Raw genomic sequence first — 24191 nt, forward strand, 5'->3', positions numbered from 1 at the left:
CCGTCAGAGCGCGCCGGTAGGGAGCCCCGTGCCTCGCAGGTGTGCCGTTTCGTTGACCGTGAGGATGCTGCGGATCCCCGAACTGCTCGACGCCGCCACGCGAGTGACCGAGGTGTAGAGCGGGTAGAAGAAGCCGGTTCGTTCCCACGGCAGTTCGAGGATGGTGGCGGTGTAGCGAGCAATGACGCCGCCGTGGCAGAACACGGCGACGTTCTGGCCGGCATGCGCGTCGACCATTCGCTCGATCCCCGCCATCACCCGTTCGTGGAAGGCGTCGAGTGGCTCGCGCTCCTCGGCCCAGTCCGAGACCGCGACCGCTTCTCGCCAGCGCGGGTCGCCGGCAGCCTTGAGCTGCTCGACTGGCACGTAGGAGGTGCCATCCTTGTCACTCTCGGCCACGTCGGGCTCGACGATTGGCTCCATGCCGAGTCGCTCGGCCAGCGGCGCCGCCGTCTGGCGGGCCCGATGCATCGGGCTGGTATAGATGACGTCGATGCGCTCGCTCGCCAGGTACTCGGCCAGATGCTGCGACTGGGCATGGCCGATCTCGTCGAGCTCGGGATCGGCGTGACCCTCGATGGGCACGGGAAGGCCGTGGCGGATGAGGAGGAGTTGCATGTGAAAGACCTCAGCTCTTGGAAGTGGACGAGCGCAGCTCGAGGCCGTCGAAGGTACCGGCGTCCAGCCAATCCGCGATGTGGTCGAAGAACGCGAGCGCTCCGCCCGGATAGCCCTGACCCAGCCCCACACCGGCACTGGTGTCGTAGCCCTGGCCCTCGTTGTTGTAGTAGCCGGGCGTGCAGTCGGTGGAGCCGATGATCGACAGCCGGGTGTTGGAGGCGAGCACCTCGAGCCAGTGCGACTCTGCCTCGGCGGTGCACTCGATCGAGGCGATGTCGTTGTCGAGCGCGTGGCGAATGATCGTGGCCGCGGTGCGCCCCGCCTCGGTGAGGTTGTGCGGGTAGTTGGAGATGAGGGCTGCACCCTGCGCTGCGCCGACGATGAACAGGTTCGGGAAGCCGTGCACGAACATGCCGTGCAGCGTGCGCATGCCCTCGGCCCAGTGGTCGTCGAGACCCTCGCCGTCACGGCCCTTGGGATCGAAGCCGGCACGACGCCCTTGTGCGGTACCGACCTCGAAGCCGGTGGCGTAGATGATGCAGTCCAGCTCGTAGTGGACACCGTTCACCCATACGCCGGTCTCATCGATGCGCTCGACGCCCTTGCCGTCGGTGTCGACCAGGGTGACGCCGGGTTCGTTGAAGGCCAGCAGGTAGTCGTCGTGGAAGCACGGACGCTTGCAGAGCTGGCGGTACCACGGCTTGAGAGCGGCAGCCGTCGCTGGGTCTTTCACCACCTCATCGCAGCGGTCGCGGATCTCGGCCATCTTCTCGTCGTCGGAATCGAGGAAGGCGGCGAGCAGGCCCTCGGGTGAAAGGTCGGGATTCGGTGACGACAGCAGCTTGTTGCGGATCCGCAGAGTCAGGTCGGTCCAGCCGTCCATCACCAAGTCTTCTTCTGCGTACTGGCCGGTCTGGTTGGCGGTGAAATTGCGGATCCACTTCTCCTGCCACCCAGGTTCGAGGACTTCGCTGGCGAACCAGTCGGGGTCGGTCGGGGCGTTGTTGCGCACGTCGATCGAGCTCGGGGTTCGCTGGAAGACGAACAGTTCTTCGCACGCGGTGGCGAGATGGGGGATGCACTGCACCGACGTGGCGCCGGTGCCGATGATGCCGACCCGCTTGTCGGCCAGCTTCTCGAGCGGCGCACCGTTCGGATCGCCGCCGGTGTAGTCGTAGTCCCAACGGCTGGTGTGGAAGCTGTGCCCACCGAAGGTCTCGATGCCCGGGATGCCGGGCAGCTTGGGGCGGTGCAGGGGGCCGGTGCTCATGAGCACGAACTGGGCTCGAATCTCGTCGCCTCGGTTCGTGCGGATGATCCACCGGGCGTCGGCGTCGTCCCACGCGACGTCGGTCACCTCGGTCGACAGCAGCGCTTTGTCGTAGAGGCCGAAGTGGCGAGCGATGCGACGAGAGTGTTCGAGGATTTCGGGGCCGTGCGCGTACTTCTCGCTCGGCATGTGCCCGGTCTCCTCCAGCAGCGGCAGATAGACGAAGCTGTGGGTGTCGCACTGGGCGCCGGGGTAGCGATTCCAGTACCAGGTGCCCCCGACGTCGCCGCCCTTTTCGATGATTCGGACATCGATGCCGGCTTCGACCAGACGAGCGCCGGTGACGAGCCCGCCGAACCCGCCGCCGATGAAGTCCGCAGTGACCTTGTCGTGCACCGGGTCGCGCGGCTCGGGGGCGACATAGGGATCGTCGGCGTAATGGGCAAAGCGACCGGTGACCTCGAGGTACTGGTCGTTGCCGTCACTACGGACCCGCTTGTCGCGCTCGTGTGCGTAGCGCTCGTGGACGTCGTCGAGAGAAGAGGTGTCGTCGGTCACAGCCATCTGCGCATGCTAGATGGCGGTAGCGGCCTGGCCCTAATGTCGTGCTTGCGGCGATGTCGGTATCACGATGACCGACGTGCCCCGGTTGTGACCCTCGCCGACGGCGGCGATGGTCTCGATTGCTTCGTCGAGCGGAGCGATCCGATCGATCACCGGAGTGATCGTGCCGGCCGCGGCCATGTCGTGCAGCCTGCGAAGGTCGGCGGCATTCTCGGTCGAGAGGAACGGGCGCGCCTGCTGCCGGGAGAATAGCGATTCGATCGCGACGCGCAACGGATGACCGAGACCGCCGAGCCATCCGGTCGGCGCCGGTGCGCCATTGGCGAGAAGTCGGCCGTCGGCGGTGAGTACGCTTCGCATCGCCTTCAACGGGTGTCCGCCGACGTTGTCGAAGATCAGGTCGTAGGTCGGCGCACCGGTGGTGAAGTCGTTGGCGGTGTAGTCGATTACGTGGTCGGCGCCGATCGAGCGAACGAGCTCGATGTTCCTCGTGCTGCAGACGGCGGTCACTTCGGAGCCCAGCGCCTTGGCGATCTGCACGGCAAACGAGCCGACGCCACCGGAGGCACCGGTGATGAGAACGTGCTGCCCCGCCGTCAGATGACCGTAGGTGGTCAGTCCCTGGAGCGCGGTGAACGCCGACACGCCGAGGGCCGACGCGTGCTCGAAGTCGAGGTTGGCAGGCTTCGGGCCGAGGGCATCCGGTGTGGCGATGGCGTACTCGGCGAACGCTCCAGTGGCTGAGCCGAACACCTCGTCACCGACGGCGAAGGACGTGACGTTGCGCCCCACAGCCTCGACGACGCCTGCCAGGTTCTGCCCGATCACGCCGCTGTCGGCGATGAACTTCTTGAACATCGGACGCATCACCTTCGGGAACCCCCGGACGCCGTAGACCGCGCCGATGTGAATCGACGCGGCGCACACCCGCACCAGCACGCTGTCGTCGTCGACCGGTGGTTGCTCCATGGTCTCGAGCCGGAGGACCTTGCGGGGGTCCCCGAACTCAGTCTGGACGATTCCCTTCATCGTGCTCCCTCCCGATCTCGTGCCTCCATGGTAGGGAACCGCAGTACCGCCGGGCTGGTGATTCGACGACCGGGGCCTCTCCGTTGGCTGTCCTCGGAGCGATCAGTTCCCTGGTGTGATGAGCTAGTGGATCCATCGACAACGAGAACGCTCAGGGAGGGGACAGGAGATGCGAGCGATGTGGGTCCGGAGCGACAAGTGGCCGCGGCTCGGGACGTCCTATCGCCCCGAGTCGGTCGATCCCTGGACCCAGCCCCTGCTGCGTTCCTACGTCGGGCTCCGCTTGCTGATCGGTGTGCTCGGCGTGATGCTACCGATCACCCTGGTGCTGACTGATTGGCTGTTCCTCGATGATCAACGAGAGATCCGAGGGTCGATGAGCGCCTACTACCACTCCGGTGCGCGCGACCTCTTCGTCGGCGGTCTCACCACCGCAGCCATCGTCCTGATCGGCTATCAGTTCTGGAACTGGTGGAGCTGGGACTTCCTGCTCTCGTTCGTCGCCGGCGCCGCGATCGTTGTCGTCGCGTTCGTTCCCACGGCACGGCCGAACCCGGGAGGCCACCCGCTCGATTGCGACCGTGTCGTCCCTCCAGGTGTGCCGATGTGCGCCTCACTCCAGGCGGAGTTTGGGGAGGCCAGTTCGCGAACGATCCATGTCGTAGCCGCCGCAGTGGTCGTTGTGTCCTTCTGCGCCCTGTGTGTGGTCTTTGCTCTGCGTCAGTTCGGCTACGGGGCGGCAGCACGGGCGGTGATGAGGTACCGGCCGGCGGACGACGCCCCGCCGCTCGGCGTGCCAGCGGTGTGGCGAGCCCTCTCGGCCGAGGGCGTAGGCATCATTGCGCACCTATGGCGTCGAGTACCGAAGGCGGTCCTGTTTTCGTTCTGTGCCATCGGGGTGCTGGCCGGCGGTGCGTGGGCGATGATCGGTGTCCCCCTGTGGTGGCCGGGAGCGGGCGACCTGCCACCGACCTATGTCGGTGAGTTCGCCGCCTTCACGTCATATGGCGCCGCCTGGATCGTCGCCAGCTGGGACCTGTTGAAGCAGGCGGGTCCGCTGCGTTCGGCCGTCGAAGCGGTCGGGCACGCGGTGGGGGTAGACGGGGGCCAGGAGGGAGCGACGACGGTCCCGTGATCCGATCGTCGTCGGTGCTCAGTCGAGCGTGATGACGATGGCGGTGTCGGTGCCTGAACCCTTGCCGATGAGCTTGGCGAGCCTGCCCACCGCTGTGATGGCAAGGAACTGGATGCCGTACTTGTTCTTGATGGCCGAGCGCACCGCTTCGAACTCATCGCCTTGGACCGCTCGGGCGGTCCCGGACACCGGTGACGTGCCCGACCTCACATTGCCTCTCGAATCGCAGGGCTGGAGCGTGACCGATGGATTGTTCGCCAGTCGTCGCACCTTCCAGCTCGACGAGGCCGTGGTGAAACCGACCGAGCCGTCAGGCAACGCAGCGATCCACACCGGTGACGGCTTGGGCGTACCGTCGCGCCGGTAGGTGGTGAGGGCCACATACTTCTCATCGCTGATGCTCACCCCGCAGACGCTAGCGGGCCACGCGGCTGCGATGCCGAGGTGCTGCATCAGAATGTTTCGGATGAGGAAGCGAGGGTTGGCGTTCAGAAATCCCCTGCGAGATCGCGCTTGTGCTGGTCCGACGCCGTGGCTGCGTGATTGAGGATGTTGCGGGCCATGGACGACGTCTGCTCGGTCGAGCGTTCGCGGTAGACGCGCGCCCGTAACGACCACACGTCGGCGTTGCCCGGCTCGGCCAGCGCGCAGTATTCGACCAAATGGCACGCCATGCGGTGGTCGCCACTGTCGGCCAGCTCGGCGGCGCGGGCCAAGACAGCAGCCGAGCCGCCAGCGAGCCCAACCCACTCGGCCGCTTGCTGGGAGCGCGGTGCGGGCAGGAGATTGTCGGGCTCGCCGTCGTGCCAACCGCCGTAGCGTCGCCACACGTTGCGGATGAGGAACTGCGGGTGATCATAGACCGCTTGGAGATACGGCTGGTGTTGCAGGTGCGCTGGCACGCTGACCGAATGCAGCGCCGTGTCGAGGTTCTTGCCCTGGTTCATGATGGCCAGGGTTTGATCCTCGATGCTGTCCAACAATTCAGCGGTGTCCAGCAATGCCGAGACGATGCGGGCCGAGCCAAAGATCGGCACACCGTGACCGGCAATCATGATCTCGGGCCGCAGCGCCGCCATTTTGCGGAGGCCGGCCGCCCAGTCGCTCAGGTACCGCTGCACCTTCTGCGGATTCCCTGCATTCGGCACCGCCCAGATGAAGAGGTCGCCCGGGTGAAGCAGCTTCCGCTCGGGTACCCACGTCCAGGCCGCGTCGTCGGTTTCGCCTCGGTCGTGGTGGAGCTCGAAGGTCAGCTCGCCGCGGGTGAAGGTCAGTCGATCTGCGAACAGGACGTCGGGGTCACGGTACGTGTCCGGCCAGCTCCAGCCGTCGCGGTCGATCGCGAATTGGCGGCGGTTGATCGCCGCGTTCCAGCCCGTCGTCTTCTCGTAGCGGCGGAAGTGCGCGGGCACGTTCTCATGCGCGTAGACCGTCGGGCTGGCCCAACCCTTGTCGCGAGCCTCGGCCTCGAAGTGTGCGGTGCCGAAGATGTGGTCGATGTGGTGATGCGAGTAGACCGCTGCCGTCAGCGGTGCCTCCGGTCGCCAGCTCCGTACCGCATCGAAGACACGATTCGAGTCGAACTGGCCGCCGGTGTCCAACATGACGAGCCCGTCGCCCGTGTCGAGCGCGTTGACCGACGCGATCGACTTCATGGTGAAGACGCCGTCATCGATCTCCTCGGCCAGGAAGTCGCCGTCGTCGGTGCGGATTGGCTGGACCGGATGGTGCGTGTGGACCAGATCGGTCTTGCCGTTCCAGTGTTCTTCGGCGATCTCCCGGATACGGCTCATGCTCTCCCCTTCTCGTTGGGTTGGACGCTAGGTGACGAGGTGCTCACGGTCCATCGGTTCGGAGTTACTCGAAGGTGCCGTCACGTCGGCGAACGGGTGCGCCCTCCGTCGGCAGCGATTCGTACATCGGCGAGTCACATGACCGAAATCCTGTCGAAATGGTCGTGAGTGAGACTGGGGCGGTGGAGCGTAGGAGATCGGCTGAGTTGCGACGCCGGCCATCCGCTCACGAGGCAGCCATCCGCAAGATGATGGGCGGAGCTGCGTTGCTGGCGGCGGTGTTCGTCGTCGGGTCCGTTGGGTACGTGATCGCCGGTTGGACCGCGCAGGACGCGCTCTACATGGTGGTGATCACGATCTTCGGTGTCGGCTACGGCGAGATCCAGCCGGTGTCGACATGGCCCCTTCGGGTCCTCACCGTGTTCGTGATCGTCGCTGGCTACGCAGCAGTGATCTACACGGTCGGCGGCTTCATCCAGATGGTCATCGACGGGCAATTGAACAAGGCGTTTGGAGCGAGGCGAATGAAGAAGGACATCGATGCCCTCACCGGCCACACGATCGTGTGCGGCTTCGGACGTATGGGTCGATCGCTCGCTGCCGAGCTCCAAGCGGTCGGTCATCCGTTCGTCGCCATCGATTCGGGACCGGAGGCGGCCGAGCACGCCGAACTGCACGGCATGCTGTTCCTCAACGGTGACGCCAGCGACGAGGACCTGCTGCGCGCAGCGGGGATCGAGCGGGCAGCCGTCCTCGCCGCGGTGATCTCGGACGATGCAACGAACGTGTTCGTCACGCTCACGGCGCGAGCGATGGAGCCGGAGCTGCGAATCATCGCCCGAGGTGAGAACCGGCGCACCGAAGAGAAGCTGCGCAAGTGCGGCGCCGACGAGGTGGTCCTCGCAACCGAGATCGGAGCGAGCCGCATCGCTCATCAGATCGTTCGTCCCACTGCCGAGGAGATGTTCGAGTCGATCAGCGGGGCGTCGGGCGACCTCGATCTGCGATCGATGGGACTCGAATTCGACGAGATCGAGTTGCACACGACCTCGCCGCTCGCGAATCGGCTGATCGGTGAAATCGAGGTGCGGGGAGCGCACGCGTACCTGATTGTCGGTATTCGCTCGATCGACGGCACGACCACGATGCACCCATCGGCCGACATGCGCCTGGCCATCGGCGACCGCCTGATCGTGCTCGGCTACGAGGACGACCTGCCCGCTTTGGCGGCGAAGGCCGGAATCGCTGCTCGCACACTCACCTACCGAGGCGCAACGAGCTGAGGGAGCGGTGGTTCAGGCGTAGCCGAGTTCGACGAAGCGCCTCAGGTCGAGCTGGATCAGTTCGATGCGCGTGCCGTCGGGGTCGAGGCACACGGCGACCTGTGCCAGATCGAGCGCGCCGGACGCAGCGCCGCCGACAAAGGTCACGCCAGCTCGTTCGAGCCGGTCGATCTCGGCGGGAAGGTCACGTACGGCGAGGCACAGCCGCTCGCACCCGAGTGCACCTGCCACCAGCGGTTCCGCTGCGTCAGGGAGCACGTACTGCGTGAGGTCGAGCTTCGGAAGCCCGTGATCGAGCTGGAGGATGCAGCCGAGGGCACGCGTGCCGATCGGGAGACCGTAGGCGACGCAGAGCGCATCGGTCAGTGTGGCCTCTTCGTTGAGCGAGAGGCCGAGATGTGGGATGGCCTCGATCATCATCGAGAAGCCGAGCCGCTCGTAGAACTCGATCGAGCGGCCAAGATCGGACACATTGATGTTCAGGTGTCCCCACGACGTTCCCACCTCGGCGACCCTACTGCTCGGTGCCGTAGGAGGTCGCGCAGCGGAGGGCGTGACCGCTCGTTTGCTCCTCATATGCAATAGTGCTTATATGTCAGCGTGGACGACGACGATCGATTCAAGGCACTGGCGAACGAGACTCGTCGCCGAACGCTGCGGTTGGTGCGTGACGACGCCTGGCCGGTCGGTGCGTTGGCCGAAGAACTCGGCGTCTCGCAACCGGCGATGAGCCAGCACCTGGCTGTGTTGCGCGATGCCGGGCTGGTCGCCGTCGAGGTCGACGGGCGCCGCCGGTTGTACCGAGCGAACGACGACGGGATCCGGGCCGCGCAACGATTCTTCGACGACTACTGGTCGTCGGCGCTCGATCGGCTGGCAGAAGCCGCCGCGTCCGAGATGCGCATCCGGCGGGCGGCATCGTGAAGCTCGCCACGTGCGACCGCACGATTCCCGCCCCGGTCGACGTCGTGTGGAGGCTCGTCTCGACCGCCGACGGTCTCAACTCCTGGATGTCGGTCGAGGCCGAGATCGAGCTTCATCCCGGCGGTGCGATCCGTTGGGTGCACGACAACGGCTGGGTCGTGAGCGGTGAGGTTCTGAGGTTGTGCCCTTCCGGCGTCTCGTCTTCACCTACGGCTGGGAGTCCGGTGGGTTCCCGGTGCCGGTCGGGTCGAGCATCGTGAGTATCGAGCTGACGGCTCATGGCGACGCCACCGAAGTCAGCGTGGTGCACGAAGGTCTGAGCGACGAGATGGCGATCCAGCACACCGAAGGGTGGGCGATGTTCGTCGATCGTCTTGCGCAACGAGCGCTCGCTGGAGGTTCATGATGAGCACCGTCCCCGAGTTCAGCGGGTTCGATCCCGAGGCGGTCGCTCTGCTCGCCGAGCTCCCCGGCTGGGACGCCGAGCGATACGAGGCACACAAGGCGGAGCTCATCGACGGCGTGACCAGGCCGGGACTGGCGCTGATCACGGAGCTGGCGAATCGGTTCCCCCATGCACTGACGGTGGCGGCGCGATCGTCGGTGTCGCCGCTACATCGTGATCTGCGGTTCGCTCCCGACGGTGCGCCTCGCTACAAGGACCACCTCCTGCTCACCGCCTGGCACGGCGCCGACAAGCGCACCGGTCCGACGATGTGGTTGCGAGTCGACGCAGCCGGCGCCGGCTTCGCCAGCGGGGTCGGGTTCACGCCGGCCATGCGTGAACGCTGGCGAGCGGCCGTGGGTGGATCGGCGGGTGTCACGCTCGCCGACGAGCTCGATCGGCTCGAGCAGTTCCATGGTGCCGAGGTCGCCGGGGGTCAGGTGAAGCGGGTCCCCCGACCGTTCGAGCCTGACCATCCTCGCTCCGATCTGCTGCGGCGAACCGGCTTCCAGGTTCGTCTCACCGAGACCCACCCTGACCACCTCGACCGGTCCGACTACGCCGACTGGTGTCTCGGACACTGGCTGCAACTCGCCAGCGTCCACCGCTGGCTGGTCGACCATCTGGCCGAAAGTGAGAACCCTCGATGACCGACGAAGCCGCCGCGACACTGTTCTGGGACCTGATCGACGAGCTCCAGGCCGAAGATCCTCGGGTGCACGAGGGGACGATCATGAGCGGTCGGTGCGCTCGGGTCGGCGGTGAGTTCCTCGCCCTCGTCGACTTCAAGGGCAGCGGGCTCGTCGTGAAACTGCCGAAGTCGCGTGTCGCCGAGCTGATCGAACAAGGTGTTGCTCGGTCGTTCGCCCCCGCCGGCAAGGTCTTCAAGGAGTGGGCGTCGATCCCGGTGCTCGAGGAAGAGCGGTGGCGTGCCCTGCTGCGGGAGGGTGTGGCATTTGTGGCACCGCCCGAGCCATCCGCATAGGCCGTCAGGTCGAGCTTCGACGGGCCCTCGACAGCTTGGAGCGGGCGGGCTAGGACCCTGTCGGATTCTGCGCTCGTTGTCGAGCGGCCACGACTAGCTTGCGTGTCATGCACATCGATCCGTCCCACGAGAACCTCGTCAATCTGCTCGCACGGGAAGTGAGTGGGCCGGTCACGATGTTGAACATGCTGCGATTCAGGGAGATCGCCGACTACCAGTTCTCACCGGAACTTGCCCCACGCGATCCCATCTCGGGCCGTGAGGCCTATGACCGCTACATCGAGCACACGCTGCCGTACCTGCAGGCAACGGGCGGCTCGGTGACTTTCATGGGCGAGGGTGGGAACTTCTTCATCGGTCCGGCAGACGAGCGGTGGGATCTGGTCGTGCTGGTGCACCAGGCGTCGATCGAGGAGTTCTTCGCTTTCGCCGCTGACGAGGCATACCTCGCCGGAATTGGTCATCGGACGGCGGCGCTGCTCGATAGTCGACTCTTGCCCCTCACTGTTTCTGAGCCATAGCTGAAGAAACGGAGCTGGTTCTCGAGGCTCACTCGGCGTTGGCGGTGATGGCGTGCGGGCCCGCGCAGATGATCAGGCGAGGGTCGCCGTGTCTGGTGGCTTCGGTCGGTGTGCTGAGCGTCAAGAAGGCGAACAACGCAACGGCGTTGACGCCAAGTGCGGGCCGGAGCAAGCGGACCGATCGGCGTCGAGGTGTGGCGGGGTCGAGTGACTGAGGGCCTTCGTCGATGAACAGGTTCGCGAGCGCAGCGGCAGCAGCAAGGGCGACGGCAATCCACCACGACGCTGCGTAGTCCCCGGTGCGGTCGGCGAGCCAGCCTCCGCCATAGGCGCCGGCGAAGGCACCGAGTTGGTGGGCGAAGAACACCAGGCCGAACAGGGTGCCGGCGTGGCGGGTGCCGAACTGTTGGGCGACGATCGCCCCGGTGAGCGGCACGGTGGAGAGCCACAGCACGCCGATGGCAGCGCCGAACCCGATCACGGTCGCACTGGTCATCGGGAGGAGTACGAATCCGGCGATGACGACGCCACGAGCGGCGTAGATGAGAGAGAGGAGACGGGCCTTGCTGCGTCGGGTGCCGAGGACACCGGCGAGGTAGGAGCCGGCGATGTTGGTGAGGCCGACCAGCGCCCACGCGAGTCCGGCGACTCGATCGGATACCGACCCCCTCTCCAGGTACGGGATGAAGTGGGTGGCGATGAAGGTGACGTGCACTCCGCAGACGAAGAACCCTGTGCACAACAGAAGGTAGGACCGGTTGACACTGGCTCGTGCGATCACCGACCTCAACGACTCGGGTTGAGCGGCCGGAGCGTCGGGGCTTTCCGCTTGGTTCGTCGGTGCATCGGCATCCTCGGCGTTGCCGCGCAACGGTCGAGCGAGGACGACGATCGCGAGCGTGACGAGCCCGAGGACGGTGAGGGCGGTCTGCCAGCCGGCGGCAGCGTCGATCCGGTTGGCCAGTTGCACGAAGACGAACTGGCCGCCTGACCCGACGGCGGTGGCGATGCCGAGCGCCGTCGAGCGACGCTCCGGCGGGAAACGGCGACCGATCGACGCCAACACGACGGCGAAGCTGGTGGCGGCGAGGCCGACGCCGACGACGAATCCGCCCGACAGGTAGAGCTGGGTGGCGGTGGCAGCGCGGGCCATCATCGCCACGCCGCCGCAGTAGACGACGGCGCCGGTGGCGAGGACCCGGGCGGATCCGTAGCGGTCGGCGATCGCACCGGCGATCGGTTGGCCGATGCCCCAGATCAGATTCTTGATGCCGATCGCCAGGGCGAAGGTCGAGGTGTTGGTGCCGAGGGCGGCGTTGAGGTCGTTGAGGAACAACCCGAAGGTCGACCGCACGCCAAGCCCGATCGCAGCGATCGCGCTGCCGGCGATCAACAACAGTCGGAGAGTCGGGTGGCTGGCGCGGTGTTCCGGGATACCACCGGCGGTTGCGTTGGCTGATGCAGTCATACGTTCGGCTCGGTGTTCGAGGTCTCATCGGCGGGAACCAGCGCGGCGGAAGGGAAGCCCGGTCCGGGTTCGGCGATGACGTCGCGGTCGTCGACGACTCGACCGGTGTCGTCGACGAACGCCAGACGAACCGGTCGTCTCGAGGACCGGTCGACGAGATGGAGGAGCTCGTTGCCCTCGCCGATCACGTGGGCATCGCCCCAATCCCGTAGCGCGACGACGACATGCCGCAGTGCCCAGCCTCGTTCGGTGAGGCGATACTCGCTCCGCGTCCGGCCACGGCGGTCCACGTAGTCCGCCGGCTCGAGGATGTCGTCGTCGACGAGGCGCTTCAACCGGGCCGACAGCGTCGCTCGCCCGATGCCCAACCGCTGCGTCAACGCATCGAAGCGGCGGACGCCGTACATCACATCACGCACGATCAACAGGCTCCAGCGATCACCGACGAGATCGAGCGTCGAGCTCACCGGGCAGGGAGTTGACGGCACCTGTTCCCATTCCATGCGGGATACCGATGAGATCCCGGTCCGTTCAGCGTTCATCGTTCGAATGGTAAACGGTGAACGACCCGATGTGTCCCATGTGGCGTGTGTGGTGTTGGTGGGACCATGCCGGCTGATGTGGCGGCGGAGTTGACGGCGGCGAGACCAGCTGCGATGGAAAGGGGGAGTGCCGTACCGTGATCTGTCGGCGTACGGCAACATTTTCCTCTTGTCTTCGAACGACAACACCACTATCGTGTCCCCGAACGGATACAAGGAAGCAACGGTCTGTCGACGCGGCAAGCCTGGTGCCGACTCGCCGGTCGTTCGGAGGTGTGGATGCGACCGATACAGACGAGCAAGGCGTTCGGATCGGCGGTCAGGAGGGCGCGCAAGGACCGTGGCCTGACGCAGTACGAACTGGCTTCACGAGCGGGCGTGGGGCGCCCCTGGCTCTCCGAGCTCGAGACGGGGAAGCGCACTGCCGAACTCGGAAGGGCACTCTCGGTGTTGAGCGCCCTCGACCTTGGTGTCACGTTCGCCCCGGTGGCGGCTCCCGACGGATCGGCGGTGGATCTCGGGCAGATCATCGACGGTGTGGTGTGATGCCGTCGGATCTGTTGCGGGTCCTGCTCGAGGGCGCTCCGATCGGCACAGTGGAGCGAACGGCAAACGGCGCGCTTCGTCTTCGTTTCGACGCGCAGTACCGAGATGATCCGAACGCAACGCTGTTGTCGGTGTCGATGTCGCCCGCCGACGAGGTGCACGGTGATGCGCGACTGACTCCGTGGCTATGGGGTCTGTTGCCCGACAATGCCGACGTCCTCGCGCGATGGGGGCGGGCGTTTGGGGTGTCGGTGGCGTCACCCTTCTCGTTGCTCGGTACGCAGATCGGTCACGACTGTGCGGGTGCGGTGCAATTCTGTGCGCCGGGTGACGTCGACGCCCTCGTCGATCGACCTGGCGAGGTCGTCTGGCTCACCGAGGCAGATCTTGCCGCTCGCGTTCGAACGCTTCGGGCCGACTCGACCAGTTGGCTCGGACCCGGGTTCGCCGGCCAATTCAGTATCGGCGGTGCCCAGGCGAAGACGGCGCTTCACCACGTGCCTGACGGTGGAGGCCAGAGCGGTGGGGGCCGGTGGGGGGTGCCGACGGGTTCGATCCCGACGACACACCTCCTCAAACCTGCCGTGGCTGGATTCGAGGAGCAGCACATCAACGAGCATCTCTGCCTCTCGGCGGCACGGATACTCGGCCTTCCGGCAGCGCGTACTCGCATCGAGGCCTTCGAGGACGAGAGTGTCATCGTCGTCGAACGATTCGATCGATCGGTCCAGAACGGCGCGCTCGTTCGCGTCCATCAAGAGGATCTCTGCCAGGCGCTGTCCGTTGCGCCGGCGCGCAAGTATCAGTCTGACGGCGGTCCGACGCCTGGTCAGATTGCCGAGCTGATCCGATCGGCGATCCCCGGAAACGAAGCCGAGCGAGACGTTTGGCGCTTCGCCGACGCCCTTGCGTTCAACTGGCTGATCGGTGGCACTGACGCCCATGGGAAGAACTACAGCTTCCTGCTCGCCGGCAACCAGGTCAGGTTGGCGCCGCTGTATGACATCGCCTCGATCCTGCCGTACGACGACACCGACGGTCACAAGGTGAAGCTGGCCATGAAGATCGGTGACGACTACGAGTTGCGCCGTGCCGACAGACGCCGTGCCTGGGAACATGCTGCCGACGAGCTCAAGCTCGACCGTGACCGACTGATCTCACGAGTGCTCGACCTGGCAGAGCGGACTCCGGCTGCGTTTGCTCAGGCTGCCAGCGGGGCTGAGCTCGGTGCGCCGTCGACCGACCTCCCCGATCGGCTGGCGACGCTCGTGGCAGCTCGCGCTTCTCGGTGTGTCGCAGTTTTGAGCTGACAGCCGCCCAGTTGGGGTCGGCCGTCCCCGCCCGAGCGGAACAGCAGGGTGGGCCGAGTGCTGGCAAACTCGTGCAGTGAGTCACGACAACCGACGAGACGCGGGGCGACTGTTCGACGACGTTCCGCACCTCTACGACCGGGTGCGACCGGGCTATCCCTCGGAGTTGATCGACGATCTGGTCGCCATTGCTGGGCTGTCGGCCCAATCGAGGATCGTCGAGGTTGGCTGCGGAACCGGCCAGGCAACGCGGCCGCTCGCTGAGCGGGGGCACCACATCACCGCCGTCGAACCGGGGGCCGGCCTCGCCGCGCTCGCTCGGGAGAACCTGGCGACCTTCCCCAACGTCGAGATCGAGAACTCATCCTTCGAAGACTGGGACGCGCAGGGACGCCGGTTCGACCTCCTCGTCGCTGCGTCCTCCTGGCACTGGATCGATCCATCGGTTGGATGGCGTCGAGCTCATGAGATCGTCGAACCCGGTGGGTGGATGGCGATCCTCGGCAACGCCGTCGCCCGACCGTCGGACGAGCCGGAGCTGTACGCGGCGACCGCAGACCTCCACCAGCAATGGGCGCCCGACAACCCGGATTGGGGTCACCCCCCAACGGCAGCCGAGGTCCGCGCCACCTCGAGAGGATGGGGCCCACCCAACGAGGACACCGAGGGCTTCTTCGGTCCCACCACCGTCCGTTGGTGCCCGACCGTCCAGTGGTTCGACGGCAGCGGCATCGCCGACCACCTTCGCTCACTGTCGCCCTACCGACGCCTCGATGACGATGTGCGAGAACCACTTCTCGACGCAATCGCCGACCGCGTACGGACTCGGCTGGGCGACCGGATCGGCCGTCACTACCTGAGCCTCCTCCGTGCAGGTCAGCGCAGAGGCGAGCCCGTAGCGGGTCGCTCGTTCACACCAGCGGCGCCTCCAGACTGCTCGTAGTCAGGACGTGGCGGTCAGAGCGCTGCGTCGAGCAGTTCCGCGAGGTCCTCGAGCGCTCCATCGAGGTCGACGAGTTCAGGTGCCAGCCGGTATTGCAGATGGATCCCCATGATCGCCCCGAACACGAGTGCAGCGAGGCGATCCTCGTCGAGCCCCTTCGGGAGGACGATGTCGTCGGACCGTCGAAACAGGTCGGCGAGGCGCTCACGGTTGGCGGCGTGGAAGTCGCGATAGCGGTCGTGTGTGTCCGAATCGACCTGGAAGGACTCGCCGAGCAGTGCCGCCAGGAGGACCGCCTGTGGCTGGTGGAGTCGCTTCGCCGCCCGTTGCATGGTCGCCCTGATGCCCGCTCGGCCGGCGAGATCCGACACGTCGTGCGTTGATAACAGCATCGCTCGATCGAGGATCGAGAGCAGGAGGCCACGCTTGTTCTTGAAGTGCCACGGGATCGAGCCGCGGCTGATGCCTGCCTCTTGCTCGATGCGGGTGAACGACGTCGCCGAGACGCCCCGCTCGATGAACAGCCGCTCGGCCGCATCGAGGATGCGTTGCTTGCTCTCGTCGCCGATCTCGGTCCGACGTGTCGGTTGATCACCGGGGCTTGGTTGCGATGCGGCGGCCATGGCCAAAGGGTACCTCTGTCGAGCACTCTGTGTTGATTGACATAGAACATGCCGAGTGACATAGTCAACGGCGCCGGGTCGTCAGGGGGACCACCCGAGTGAGGAGGCGAGGCGTGGGTCATCGAGCGGTTTCCGATGCGGAGCGCGAGCAGTACGAACGCGATGGCGTGGTTGCCCTTCGTGGCATCCTCGACGCCGACTGGCTCGAGCTGCTGCGAGCCGGTCTGCGAGAGGTGTTCACCGACCAGTGGGAGACACAGGAGGTGCAGTACGACGCCACGGCTGCGGCCCAGCAGGCGGCCGCCGCCGGCGTCGACATCCTGAGCGACGAACGGGCCCGGGCCACGGTGGCCCCCGGTCGATTCCTCACGGCCATCTCGTCGTGGACCTACAACGACACGATTCGCCGGGTGGCACTCGAGTCGCCACTCGGCTCCCTCGCCGGGCAACTGTTCGGCGCCGACAAGGTGAACTATTACGACGACCAGGTGCTGCTGAAGGAGCCGGGTGCCCGTGAGTACACGGCCTTCCACACCGACGAGCCCTACTACCACCTGAGCGGTCTCCAGGTCTGCGGCATGTGGGTTTCGCCCGACCCCGTCGGCGTCGACAACAGTCCGATGCGCTATGTCCGTGGATCACATCGGTGGGGAACGTTCTTCCAGCCGAATTCCTTCGTCTCGCAGATGCCGACTTACGAGGGCGAGGGTCTGGTCCGGGTGCCGGACATCGAGGGCAACGAGGATGCCTACGACATCGTGACGATCACCTCCGATCCCGGCGACGTGATCGTCCATCACTCGAATCTCATTCACGGGTCGAAGCCGAACTACGACGCGACGACGCCCCGATGGGCGGCCTCGTTCCGCTACGCCGGCGACGATGTCCGCTACCGGTTCCACCCGTCGGCTCCGCCGCAGCCGCATCATCATCACGACTTGCGCGAGGGTGACGTGATCGATTGCGACCAGTTCCCGGTCGTCTGGCGTCGAAACGTGAACGAGGAGGTTGGGTTCCATGCATGACGAGCCGACGCTGACCGAAGTGGCCGACGGCGTGTTCGCCTGGGTCCAGCCGGACGGATCGTGGGGACTGTCGAACGCAGGCCTCGTGCGTGGCGACGCCGAGTCGACGCTCGTCGACACCCTGTTCGACCTCCAGCTCACCCAGGCGATGCTCGATCGCATGGCGTCGATCACCGACGCTGCGCCGATCCAGACCGTTGTCAACACGCACGCGAACGGCGACCACTGCTACGGCAACCAGCTGCTCGCGGGGCCCGGCGTCGAGTTCGTCTCGTCGCACGCAACGAGCGACGAGATCAGCGAGGTGCCTGCCGGCCGTCTCACGGGGCTCGTCCAAGCGTCGACCGGCAACGTTGGCGAGTTCCTCCGGGCAGCCTTCGGGGCGTTCGACTTCTCCGGGATCGACGTCCCGCCGATGACGACCACGTTCTCCGGCCGAACGAGTGTCACGGTGGGCGGACGGACGGTGGAACTGATCGAGGTCGGCCCTGCCCACACCGCAGGCGACCTCCTTGCGTGGCTCCCCGACGAGCGCGTGTTGTTCACCGGCGACATCCTCTTCATCGGCGGTACACCGATCATGTGGGCCGGTCCGATCGGCAACTGGATCCGCGCCTGCGACCTCATCGCCGAGTTGCAGCCGGCGGTGATCGTCCCAGGGCACGGTCCGCTCACCGACGTCGCCGGGGCGACCGAGGTCGGCGACTACCTCCGTCTCATCCGGGATGGCGTCACGTCTCGTCATGCTGCGGGCATGACCCCGAGGGAAGCGTCCCTCGACCTTGACACCGAGCTCAATGGCACGCGATTCGGGATATGGTCCGACCGCGAGCGCCTCGTCGCCACCGTGCACACGATGTGGAAGGAAGTGGAACCCGGCTACTCGCCGCCCGACGTGATGGCCGTCTTCGAGATGATGGCGGCCGACTGGAAGCGTGGGCAGGCTGCATCGGAAGGGACCGCACCGTGAAATGGGTGACGTACCGCTCGACGGCGGGAGAACGGGCCGGCCTCGTCGCAGGAGAGGAGATCCTCGGACACGAGCCCGGCTCGACGCTCGTCGATCTGCTCCGTGCCGACGGCGGGCTCGACGCTGCGGCCGAGGCGATCAGCGCTTCGCCTGCCGAGCGTGTGTCACTGGCGGGCGCCGACCTTGCCGCGCCGTTCGCACCGCACCAGATCCGGGATTCGCTGTGCTTCCTCGACCATCTCCGGAACTGTCGTGGTGGCGCCGAGCTCGAACCGATCTGGAGCGAGCTTCCTGCCATGTACTTCAGCAACGTGTCGGCCGTTGTCGGCCCCTACGATCCGGTCCGCATCTCGCCCGGGTGCTCGATGTTCGACTTCGAACTGGAAATCGGGGCCGTCGTTGGGCACGAGGTCGCCGACGTGGACCCGGCCGATGGTCCCGACGCCATCGTGGGCTTCGCGATCTTCTGTGACTGGAGTGCTCGCGACGTCCAGCTCCGCGAGATGGGTCTGAGCCTCGGGCCCGCCAAGGGCAAGGACGGGGCCAACACGGTCGGGCCGTGGTTGGTGACGGTCGACGAGTTGGCCGAGCGCCGAACCGAGACCGGATTCGACTTGCACGGTCGTGCGTTCGTCAACGGTGAACTCGTGGGCGGAGGATCCTTCGGCGCGATGGACTGGAGTTGGGGCCAGGTCGTCGCCTACGCCTCTCGCGGCACTCGACTGCTTCCTGGCGATCTGCTGGGTTCGGGCACGGTCCCGACCGGATGCCTGCTCGAACACTTTCAAACGGCCCACGACGACTTCAGGGGCTGGCTCCGACCGGGCGATGTCGTCCGCCTCGAGGTCGACGGACTCGGTCACACGGAACAGACCGTGCTCGAAGCCGTTCCGCCCATCCCGCTCAGGGGCCGTCGGGCCATCAGTTGATGGCAGGTTGCGCTACTGGCGGCTGGCTGTCGCTGGTCGCAAGAGCGTTGTAGCGAGTGCGGCGGCGACGGCGATCGCTGCGGCGATGAGGAGGCTGAAGCTCATGCCGCGGTCGATGCCGGTGGGGTGGGCGAGGAGTGCGCCGAAGATGGCGATGGCGAGGGCGCCGCCGAGTTGTCGGCTGGTGTTGAACACGCCGCTGGCGGCTCCGGCGAGGGGGTCGGGGACGCTGTTGAGGAGGATGGCGGTGATGGGTGGGATGATGAGGGGTCCGGCAAGTCCGGGGAGCGCCATCAACGCAGCGATCAGTGCGGGGCTGGCGGTTGTGGTGGTGGCGGCGAGCGCGACGAGTCCGGCGGCCATGAGGGCGAGGCCGGTGATGATGACGCGTCGGCTGCCGAAGCGGCGGGCGATGATGGCGGCGAAGCTGACGAGTGCGGCGCCGGTGAGCATCATGGGGAGGAAGACAAGGCCGGTCTGGAACGGGGTGAGTCCGCGTCGTTGTTGGAGGTAGAGGCTCATGACGAAGGGGAGCCCGTAGTAGCCGACGACGAACGCGAAGCCGACAGCCATGGAGACGACGACGTTGCGCCGTCCGAACAGTTCGAGGGGCACCATCGGCCGTTCGCTGGCTTGTTGGCTGCGCACGAACACGACGGTGCCGACGACCGCGGTCGCGAACGCAGCGAGCACATCAGGGGCGGTGATGCCGTGAACGCCGGCTTCGATGGCGCCGTAGGTGAGGCCTCCCATCGCTGCGATGGCGCTGAGTGTCCCGGTGGCGTCGATCGTGGCATCGCGGGTTGGCGACGGCCGACTCTTGGTCGCGAACGCAACGGCGGCAATACCGACGGGGAGGTTGACGAGGAAGATCAGCCGCCAGGACGCAACCGTCAGGACACCACCGAGGAGAGGACCCGAGGAGGAGGCGATGGCGCCGCCGACACCCCACAGGGCGAGAGCGTGGGCTCGTCGTGCGGGATCGGGGTAGGCATGGCTGATCAGCGCCATGCAAGCGGGCATCATCAGGGCAGCGGCTGAGCCCTGGGCAATGCGGGCGGCGATGAGGGTGCCGAGCCCGGGTGCGAGCCCGCAGGCGATCGAGGCGACAGTGAAGGCAGTGACACCGATGATGAATGCTCGGCGGGCGCCGGCACGGTCGGTGACGGCGCCGGCGGTGAGGAGGAGGGCGGCGAACATGAGGGTGTAGCCATCCACGATCCACTGCAGACCGTTGATGCCGCCGCCGAGGTCGGTACGGATGCGAGGGAGTGCGACGTTGACGACGACAGCATCGAAGGTGACGATGAACGACGCGACGACCGCTGCCAGGAGGGCGTAGCGGGTGCTCCGCTCATCATGGAGATCGGATGCCGTCGACTCGTGGGCGACGACCGTGCTGGGCGACGACATCGAGGTGCCTCGGTTCAGGGCGGCGTGGGCGAAGGTTGGTGTGAGTGAAATCTATTGGCGTCGTCGTGGGGAGAGTTCGCTGCGAGGGGTACCAGCAGGGCACCCCACGCCAGCACTACCCGTCGTACGATCGCCGGGTGGACCGCCGGAGCGAAGTGCGTGACTTCTTGACCTCTCGCCGGGCGCGGGTGACTGCGGACCGGGTTGGCCTGCCGCCTGGGCTCAACCGTCGCGTGCCGGGTTTACGCCGCAGCGAGGTCGCTGCGGTGGCTGGGTTGAGTGTGGAGTACTACACCCGCATCGAGCGCGGCTCGCTCGATGGTGTGTCCGAGCAAGTGCTGGATGCGATCGCTCGGGCGTTGCTGCTCGATGACGCCGAGCGCGAACATCTCGCGCATCTGGCTCGCCCAGATGCATCGGCTGCGTTGACGCCGCATCGTCGACGCCCGGCCCCAGCAAAGGTGACGCGCCCGGCGTTGCAGTGGGTACTCGACACGATCACCACCGGTCCGGCGTTCGTCCGCAACGGCCGGCTCGACTTCCTCGCCGGCAATCGGCTCGGACGTGCGTTCTACGCTCCGGCGCTCACCGACACCCAGCGCGCACCCAACCTGGCGCGCTTCCTGTTTCTCGATCCGGCGGGTCGTGACTTCCATCCCGACTGGGAGATCGCCGCCGACAACTCGGTGGCGATCCTGCGCACCGAGGCGGGCCGCAACCCACACGACCGGGCACTGCACGATCTCGTCGGTGAACTCTCGACCCGGAGCGCAGCGTTCGCCAGCCGTTGGGCTCGCCATGACGTGCGCCGTCACTCGGCAGGGACCAAGCGGTTCAACCACCCGGTGGTCGGTGAGGTGACTGTGGCCTACGAGGGACTCGAGATGACCTCGGACGCCGGGCTCGTCATGAACATCTACGCAGCCGAACCCGGGTCGGAGTCCGACGAGCGGCTCCGACTGCTCGGCTCGTGGGCCGCAACCCAACTCGACGCCAACCAGAACGAAGAGGCCGACCGCGCATGACCACACCACGCACCGACGAGCGCGACGCACTGGTGATCGAGACCAGCGGAGGCGCCGTCCGTGGCGTCACCGATGGGCGGGTGGTGTCGTGGAAGGGGATCCCGTACGCGGCGCCGCCGGTCGGATCGTTGCGGTTCGCCCCGCCCGAGCCCCACCCTGGCTGGTCGGGTGTGTTCGATGCCGCCGAGTTCGGGCCGGCGTCCCCACAGTTGCCGGGGCCGATGTCGGTCGGTCGCCCGAACGACGTCGTGGAGTCCGAGGACTGCCTGAACCTCAACGTGTGGGCACCGGCAACGCCTGCTGAGAAGTCTCGAGCGGTGATGGTGTGGGTGCACGGCGGCGCAAACTTCGGCGGTTCGAGTTCGGAGTGGTTCTACGACGGCACCAATCTCGCCGACCGGCAAGACATCGTGGTGGTGTCGATCAACTACCGGCTCGGGATGCTCGGCGGCCTGTCGCTCGACAACGACGCCACCATGGGCAACAACGATCTCCTCGACGTCATCCTTGCGATGAGGTGGGTACAGGACAACATCGCCAACTTCGGCGGAGACCCTCACCGGGTGACGATCGCTGGAGAGTCCGCCGGTGCGTGCATGATCTCCGACCTATTGGTCAGCGACCGGGCCGAAGGGCTGTTCGAGCAGGCGATCATCTCGAGCGGCCACGGTCAGGCGAACTCGGACCGAGCGTTTGCCCACCTCACTCGCGACCTCCACCTGGCCGCGTTGGGTGAGACGCTCGACGACGGCACCCTCGATCGGCTTCGCCAACAGCCCGTCGATGCGCTCCTCGCCGCACAAGGCCGGACGATCGTTGCGGTGAAGACGCCCTACAAGACGGTCGAGGACGGCCACATCGTCCCCATCACCGTGATGGAGGCGTTTGCTGCGGGCAAGCAGCATCGGGTGCCGATCCTGGTCGGCACGACCCGTGACGAGCACAACCTGTTCGCCGTCCTCGGCTCCGGGCACAACGTCCCGCCGGCAGAGGTGCCGCTGAGGGAACGCTTCCGCAACATCCTGGTCGACGCCGACGAAGCGGTCCTCGACGAGCTCGAGCAGCGTTACCTCGACCTTGTCGACAATGACGAGACCGCAGCGTGGAACGTCGCTTGCACCGACCGGGACTGGCGGGCGCCGCAGCGAACCATGGCGCTTCACCACGCCGACAGTGGCGCCCCGGTCTACGCCTATGACTGGGCGTTCCCCTCGACCCAGGTCGGCGGAGCGCTCGGGGCGTGCCACGCGCTCGATCTCCCGTTCTGGTTCGACAACCTCCACCAGCCCGGTGTCGACCAACTCGTCGGCTCCGCCAGCGACAACCCGCAGCGTGACCTGGTCGCTGCCATGTCGAGCGATGCGTGGGGCTCGTTCGTCCGCGACGGACGCCCCTCGTCCGAGCACCTCCCGGACTGGCCGCGCTATGACCGGTCCGGCCGGGCGACGATGGTCATCGCTGCCGAACCCCACGTCGGGCCTGGGCTCCACGACGGACGACTCGATGCCTGGGACGAGATCGAGGCGATCCCGCCGCTGTGGACGCCGTACGAGCCAGCCGCCGACTGACCACCTCGTGAGAAGGGAACCGACGATGACCGAGATCCATCGACTCGCCGACCAGACCGAAACTGAAGGACCAGCCGACTACTTCACCGGCCGGGCCACGATCCGAGGCCTGTTCGCACGCGACGACCCGTCCCGGGTGACGGGTGCGATCGTCACCTTCGAACCCGGTGCTCGCACCGCATGGCACTCCCACCCGCTCGGCCAAACCCTGATCGTGCTGGATGGCCTCGGCTGGACCCAGGTCGAGGACGAACCGGTGCAGGAGTTCGCAGCCGGCGACATCCTGCTTTGCCCACCCGACCGGCCCCATTGGCACGGCGCCTCCCCCGACGGTCCGATGACCCATGCCGCGATACAAGAAGCACTCGACGGCACCAACGTCGTGTGGATGCACCACGTCACCGACGACGAATACCTCGCCGGCCGACACACCGCCGACTGATGCCAACTACCGGACACACCCGACAGTTCGACGGCAAGGTCGCCTTCATTACCGGCGCAGGCAGCGGTATCGGTCGCGGCACCGCCCTTGCCTTCGCTCGCCACGGCGCGACCGTGGCCGCCGTCGGTCTCACCGAAGACCGCGCCAATGAGACGGCCCGAGACATCCAGCGCGCCGGCGGCGACGCACTGCCGATCGCCGTCGACGTGACCGACAGCGCAGCGGTAGCCGACGCCGTGCACCAGACGGTCACGCGTTTTGGCCGGCTCGACATCGCCTTCAACAACGCCGGTGTCGCCCAGCCGCCGACGCCGCTCGCCGAGGAGCAATTCGATCGGGTGCTCGACGTCAACCTTTGAGCCGTGTTCCTGTGTATGCGACACCAGATCCCTGCCATGATCGCCAACGGCGGTGGCGCGATCGTCAACACCTCCTCCGGTGCCGGTGTCACCGGATTCGCAGGCGGGGCAGCGTACGGCGCCTCCAAGTTCGGGGTGATCGGACTGACCAAGTGCGCAGCCCTCGACTACGCCGCGCGTGGCATCCGAATCAACGCCATCTGTCCCGGCGTGATCGACACCGAGATGATCGCCGCACTCAGTGACACCACGCCCGGGCTCCGAGAGGACTTCATCGCCCAGGAACCGGTCGGCAGACTCGGCACCATCGAGGAGATCGCCGACGCCGTCCTTTGGCTCTGCTCCGATGCCAACACCTTCACCATCGGCCACGCACTCGTCGTCGACGGCGGCCAGACAGTCTGATCGGTGGGTGCGAGCCAGGGGTGCTGGCCGACAGCCAACCGTTGCGCTCCGTG

At 66.5% G+C, this 24191-nt stretch carries 26 protein-coding genes and 1 pseudogene; 17 read left to right on the forward strand and 10 right to left on the reverse strand.

The window, feature by feature from the left end; genetic code table 11:
- Nucleotides 1-3: 3 nt before the first annotated feature.
- From R2733_19100 to R2733_19110, 3 genes are read right to left on the reverse strand one after another with little or no spacing between them, the layout of a single operon-like run.
- Nucleotides 4-618 (reverse strand): histidine phosphatase family protein, encoded by a 615-nt coding sequence (locus tag R2733_19100; GenBank protein ID MEZ5378621.1) that lies wholly within the window; start codon nucleotides 616-618, stop codon nucleotides 4-6.
- A 10-nt stretch (nucleotides 619-628) separates the two neighbouring features.
- A complete protein-coding gene (locus tag R2733_19105) occupies nucleotides 629-2455 on the reverse strand; it encodes an NAD(P)/FAD-dependent oxidoreductase (protein ID MEZ5378622.1) in 1827 nt (608 codons plus the stop codon).
- Between the two features lie 33 nt (nucleotides 2456-2488).
- Nucleotides 2489-3484, reverse strand: a complete 996-nt coding sequence (locus R2733_19110) for an NAD(P)-dependent alcohol dehydrogenase (GenBank protein ID MEZ5378623.1) — start codon at nucleotides 3482-3484, stop codon at nucleotides 2489-2491.
- A gap of 169 nt (nucleotides 3485-3653) precedes the next feature.
- Here R2733_19110 and R2733_19115 point away from each other — a divergent pair, with 169 nt between their 5' ends.
- A complete protein-coding gene (locus R2733_19115) occupies nucleotides 3654-4619 on the forward strand; it encodes a hypothetical protein (GenBank protein MEZ5378624.1) in 966 nt (321 codons plus the stop codon).
- An 18-nt stretch (nucleotides 4620-4637) separates the two neighbouring features.
- On the opposite strand, the gene R2733_19120 is transcribed toward R2733_19115, so the two are convergent.
- Together R2733_19120 and R2733_19125 are read right to left on the reverse strand one after the other, a co-directional pair.
- Nucleotides 4638-5024, reverse strand: a complete 387-nt coding sequence (locus R2733_19120; protein MEZ5378625.1) for a PPOX class F420-dependent oxidoreductase — start codon at nucleotides 5022-5024, stop codon at nucleotides 4638-4640.
- Between the two features lie 83 nt (nucleotides 5025-5107).
- Nucleotides 5108-6412 (reverse strand): alkyl sulfatase dimerization domain-containing protein, encoded by a 1305-nt coding sequence (locus R2733_19125; protein MEZ5378626.1) that lies wholly within the window; start codon nucleotides 6410-6412, stop codon nucleotides 5108-5110.
- A gap of 206 nt (nucleotides 6413-6618) precedes the next feature.
- Here R2733_19125 and R2733_19130 point away from each other — a divergent pair, with 206 nt between their 5' ends.
- Nucleotides 6619-7695 carry a potassium channel protein gene (locus R2733_19130; GenBank protein MEZ5378627.1) on the forward strand — a complete coding sequence of 359 codons (1077 nt, stop codon included), beginning with the start codon at nucleotides 6619-6621 and terminating at the stop codon, nucleotides 7693-7695.
- A gap of 12 nt (nucleotides 7696-7707) precedes the next feature.
- On the opposite strand, the gene R2733_19135 is transcribed toward R2733_19130, so the two are convergent.
- Complete coding sequence (locus tag R2733_19135) at nucleotides 7708-8199, reverse strand: VOC family protein (GenBank protein ID MEZ5378628.1); 492 nt, start codon at nucleotides 8197-8199, stop codon at nucleotides 7708-7710.
- A gap of 96 nt (nucleotides 8200-8295) precedes the next feature.
- Between R2733_19135 and R2733_19140 the strand changes: the two genes are divergently transcribed.
- The 5 genes from R2733_19140 to R2733_19160 all read left to right on the forward strand — a co-directional run bounded on the left by R2733_19140 (nucleotide 8296) and on the right by R2733_19160 (nucleotide 10570).
- A complete protein-coding gene (locus R2733_19140; GenBank protein MEZ5378629.1) occupies nucleotides 8296-8619 on the forward strand; it encodes a metalloregulator ArsR/SmtB family transcription factor in 324 nt (107 codons plus the stop codon).
- Nucleotides 8620-8800: 181 nt separating this feature from the next.
- The gene (locus tag R2733_19145; protein MEZ5378630.1) at nucleotides 8801-9025 is read left to right on the forward strand and encodes an SRPBCC domain-containing protein; all 225 of its coding nucleotides are present in this window, start codon (nucleotides 8801-8803) and stop codon (nucleotides 9023-9025) included.
- Nucleotides 9025-9714, forward strand: coding sequence for a DUF2461 family protein (locus R2733_19150; GenBank protein ID MEZ5378631.1), 690 nt, complete (start codon nucleotides 9025-9027; stop codon nucleotides 9712-9714). Before R2733_19145 ends, R2733_19150 begins: the two co-directional genes overlap by 1 nt.
- Nucleotides 9711-10049, forward strand: coding sequence for a hypothetical protein (locus R2733_19155; GenBank protein MEZ5378632.1), 339 nt, complete (start codon nucleotides 9711-9713; stop codon nucleotides 10047-10049). Before R2733_19150 ends, R2733_19155 begins: the two co-directional genes overlap by 4 nt.
- Before the next feature lie 107 nt (nucleotides 10050-10156).
- Nucleotides 10157-10570: a hypothetical protein gene (locus R2733_19160; protein MEZ5378633.1), complete on the forward strand. Its 414-nt coding sequence runs from the start codon at nucleotides 10157-10159 to the stop codon at nucleotides 10568-10570.
- Nucleotides 10571-10598: 28 nt separating this feature from the next.
- Here R2733_19160 and R2733_19165 read toward each other — a convergent pair whose 3' ends face one another.
- Together R2733_19165 and R2733_19170 are read right to left on the reverse strand one after the other, a co-directional pair.
- Nucleotides 10599-12038, reverse strand: coding sequence for an MFS transporter (locus R2733_19165; protein MEZ5378634.1), 1440 nt, complete (start codon nucleotides 12036-12038; stop codon nucleotides 10599-10601).
- Entirely contained in the window at nucleotides 12035-12580 is a 546-nt protein-coding gene (locus tag R2733_19170; GenBank protein MEZ5378635.1) for a helix-turn-helix domain-containing protein, read from the reverse strand. The genes R2733_19165 and R2733_19170 overlap by 4 nt, the downstream gene beginning before the upstream one ends.
- Nucleotides 12581-12859: 279 nt before the next feature.
- On the opposite strand from R2733_19170, the gene R2733_19175 reads away from it, so the two are divergent.
- The 3 genes from R2733_19175 (at nucleotide 12860) to R2733_19185 (ending at nucleotide 15379) form a co-directional block, all read left to right on the forward strand.
- Complete coding sequence (locus tag R2733_19175) at nucleotides 12860-13126, forward strand: helix-turn-helix domain-containing protein (GenBank protein ID MEZ5378636.1); 267 nt, start codon at nucleotides 12860-12862, stop codon at nucleotides 13124-13126.
- The gene (locus R2733_19180) at nucleotides 13126-14436 is read left to right on the forward strand and encodes a type II toxin-antitoxin system HipA family toxin (GenBank protein MEZ5378637.1); all 1311 of its coding nucleotides are present in this window, start codon (nucleotides 13126-13128) and stop codon (nucleotides 14434-14436) included. Before R2733_19175 ends, R2733_19180 begins: the two co-directional genes overlap by 1 nt.
- Nucleotides 14437-14512: 76 nt before the next feature.
- The gene (locus R2733_19185; GenBank protein ID MEZ5378638.1) at nucleotides 14513-15379 is read left to right on the forward strand and encodes a methyltransferase domain-containing protein; all 867 of its coding nucleotides are present in this window, start codon (nucleotides 14513-14515) and stop codon (nucleotides 15377-15379) included.
- Nucleotides 15380-15393: 14 nt separating this feature from the next.
- On the opposite strand, the gene R2733_19190 is transcribed toward R2733_19185, so the two are convergent.
- Entirely contained in the window at nucleotides 15394-16002 is a 609-nt protein-coding gene (locus R2733_19190; protein ID MEZ5378639.1) for a TetR family transcriptional regulator, read from the reverse strand.
- Nucleotides 16003-16115: 113 nt separating this feature from the next.
- Here R2733_19190 and R2733_19195 point away from each other — a divergent pair, with 113 nt between their 5' ends.
- Genes R2733_19195 through R2733_19205 form a run of 3 tightly spaced genes read left to right on the forward strand, consistent with a single transcriptional unit; the run spans nucleotide 16116 to nucleotide 18926 of the window.
- Complete coding sequence (locus R2733_19195) at nucleotides 16116-17027, forward strand: phytanoyl-CoA dioxygenase family protein (GenBank protein MEZ5378640.1); 912 nt, start codon at nucleotides 16116-16118, stop codon at nucleotides 17025-17027.
- The gene (locus R2733_19200) at nucleotides 17020-17997 is read left to right on the forward strand and encodes an MBL fold metallo-hydrolase (protein ID MEZ5378641.1); all 978 of its coding nucleotides are present in this window, start codon (nucleotides 17020-17022) and stop codon (nucleotides 17995-17997) included. Before R2733_19195 ends, R2733_19200 begins: the two co-directional genes overlap by 8 nt.
- Nucleotides 17994-18926: a fumarylacetoacetate hydrolase family protein gene (locus tag R2733_19205; GenBank protein ID MEZ5378642.1), complete on the forward strand. Its 933-nt coding sequence runs from the start codon at nucleotides 17994-17996 to the stop codon at nucleotides 18924-18926. The genes R2733_19200 and R2733_19205 overlap by 4 nt, the downstream gene beginning before the upstream one ends.
- A 12-nt stretch (nucleotides 18927-18938) precedes the next feature.
- Here R2733_19205 and R2733_19210 read toward each other — a convergent pair whose 3' ends face one another.
- Nucleotides 18939-20339 carry an MFS transporter gene (locus R2733_19210; protein MEZ5378643.1) on the reverse strand — a complete coding sequence of 467 codons (1401 nt, stop codon included), beginning with the start codon at nucleotides 20337-20339 and terminating at the stop codon, nucleotides 18939-18941.
- 155 nt (nucleotides 20340-20494) lie between these two features.
- Between R2733_19210 and R2733_19215 the strand changes: the two genes are divergently transcribed.
- The 4 genes and pseudogenes from R2733_19215 to R2733_19230 all read left to right on the forward strand — a co-directional run bounded on the left by R2733_19215 (nucleotide 20495) and on the right by R2733_19230 (nucleotide 24138).
- Entirely contained in the window at nucleotides 20495-21364 is an 870-nt protein-coding gene (locus tag R2733_19215; protein ID MEZ5378644.1) for a helix-turn-helix transcriptional regulator, read from the forward strand.
- Nucleotides 21361-22932 (forward strand): carboxylesterase family protein, encoded by a 1572-nt coding sequence (locus R2733_19220; protein MEZ5378645.1) that lies wholly within the window; start codon nucleotides 21361-21363, stop codon nucleotides 22930-22932. The genes R2733_19215 and R2733_19220 overlap by 4 nt, the downstream gene beginning before the upstream one ends.
- A 25-nt stretch (nucleotides 22933-22957) precedes the next feature.
- On the forward strand, nucleotides 22958-23374 hold the full coding sequence (locus tag R2733_19225) for a cupin domain-containing protein (GenBank protein MEZ5378646.1): 417 nt from the start codon (nucleotides 22958-22960) through the stop codon (nucleotides 23372-23374).
- A pseudogene (locus R2733_19230) lies at nucleotides 23374-24138 on the forward strand (glucose 1-dehydrogenase). The gene R2733_19225 and the pseudogene R2733_19230 overlap by 1 nt, the downstream one beginning before the upstream one ends.
- The last annotated feature ends 53 nt before the right edge of the window (nucleotides 24139-24191 follow it).

It is taken from the genome of Acidimicrobiales bacterium (genome assembly GCA_041394265.1).
Lineage (GTDB): Bacteria > Actinomycetota > Acidimicrobiia > Acidimicrobiales > SZUA-35 > JBBQUN01.

What these genes read in the sequence shown, in the direction of transcription:
- R2733_19100 (MEZ5378621.1), bottom strand. Translation starts at nt 618, where the DNA reads ATGCAACTCCTCCTCATCCGCCACGGCCTTCCCGTGCCCATCGAGGGT.
- R2733_19105 (MEZ5378622.1), bottom strand. Translation starts at nt 2,455, where the DNA reads ATGGCTGTGACCGACGACACCTCTTCTCTCGACGACGTCCACGAGCGC.
- R2733_19110 (MEZ5378623.1), bottom strand. Translation starts at nt 3,484, where the DNA reads ATGAAGGGAATCGTCCAGACTGAGTTCGGGGACCCCCGCAAGGTCCTC.
- R2733_19115 (MEZ5378624.1), top strand. Translation starts at nt 3,654, where the DNA reads ATGCGAGCGATGTGGGTCCGGAGCGACAAGTGGCCGCGGCTCGGGACG.
- R2733_19125 (MEZ5378626.1), bottom strand. Translation starts at nt 6,412, where the DNA reads ATGAGCCGTATCCGGGAGATCGCCGAAGAACACTGGAACGGCAAGACC.
- R2733_19150 (MEZ5378631.1), top strand. Translation starts at nt 9,025, where the DNA reads ATGAGCACCGTCCCCGAGTTCAGCGGGTTCGATCCCGAGGCGGTCGCT.
- R2733_19155 (MEZ5378632.1), top strand. Translation starts at nt 9,711, where the DNA reads ATGACCGACGAAGCCGCCGCGACACTGTTCTGGGACCTGATCGACGAG.
- R2733_19160 (MEZ5378633.1), top strand. Translation starts at nt 10,157, where the DNA reads ATGCACATCGATCCGTCCCACGAGAACCTCGTCAATCTGCTCGCACGG.
- R2733_19165 (MEZ5378634.1), bottom strand. Translation starts at nt 12,038, where the DNA reads ATGACTGCATCAGCCAACGCAACCGCCGGTGGTATCCCGGAACACCGC.
- R2733_19170 (MEZ5378635.1), bottom strand. Translation starts at nt 12,580, where the DNA reads ATGAACGCTGAACGGACCGGGATCTCATCGGTATCCCGCATGGAATGG.
- R2733_19175 (MEZ5378636.1), top strand. Translation starts at nt 12,860, where the DNA reads ATGCGACCGATACAGACGAGCAAGGCGTTCGGATCGGCGGTCAGGAGG.
- R2733_19180 (MEZ5378637.1), top strand. Translation starts at nt 13,126, where the DNA reads ATGCCGTCGGATCTGTTGCGGGTCCTGCTCGAGGGCGCTCCGATCGGC.
- R2733_19190 (MEZ5378639.1), bottom strand. Translation starts at nt 16,002, where the DNA reads ATGGCCGCCGCATCGCAACCAAGCCCCGGTGATCAACCGACACGTCGG.
- R2733_19200 (MEZ5378641.1), top strand. Translation starts at nt 17,020, where the DNA reads ATGCATGACGAGCCGACGCTGACCGAAGTGGCCGACGGCGTGTTCGCC.
- R2733_19210 (MEZ5378643.1), bottom strand. Translation starts at nt 20,339, where the DNA reads ATGTCGTCGCCCAGCACGGTCGTCGCCCACGAGTCGACGGCATCCGAT.
- R2733_19220 (MEZ5378645.1), top strand. Translation starts at nt 21,361, where the DNA reads ATGACCACACCACGCACCGACGAGCGCGACGCACTGGTGATCGAGACC.
- R2733_19225 (MEZ5378646.1), top strand. Translation starts at nt 22,958, where the DNA reads ATGACCGAGATCCATCGACTCGCCGACCAGACCGAAACTGAAGGACCA.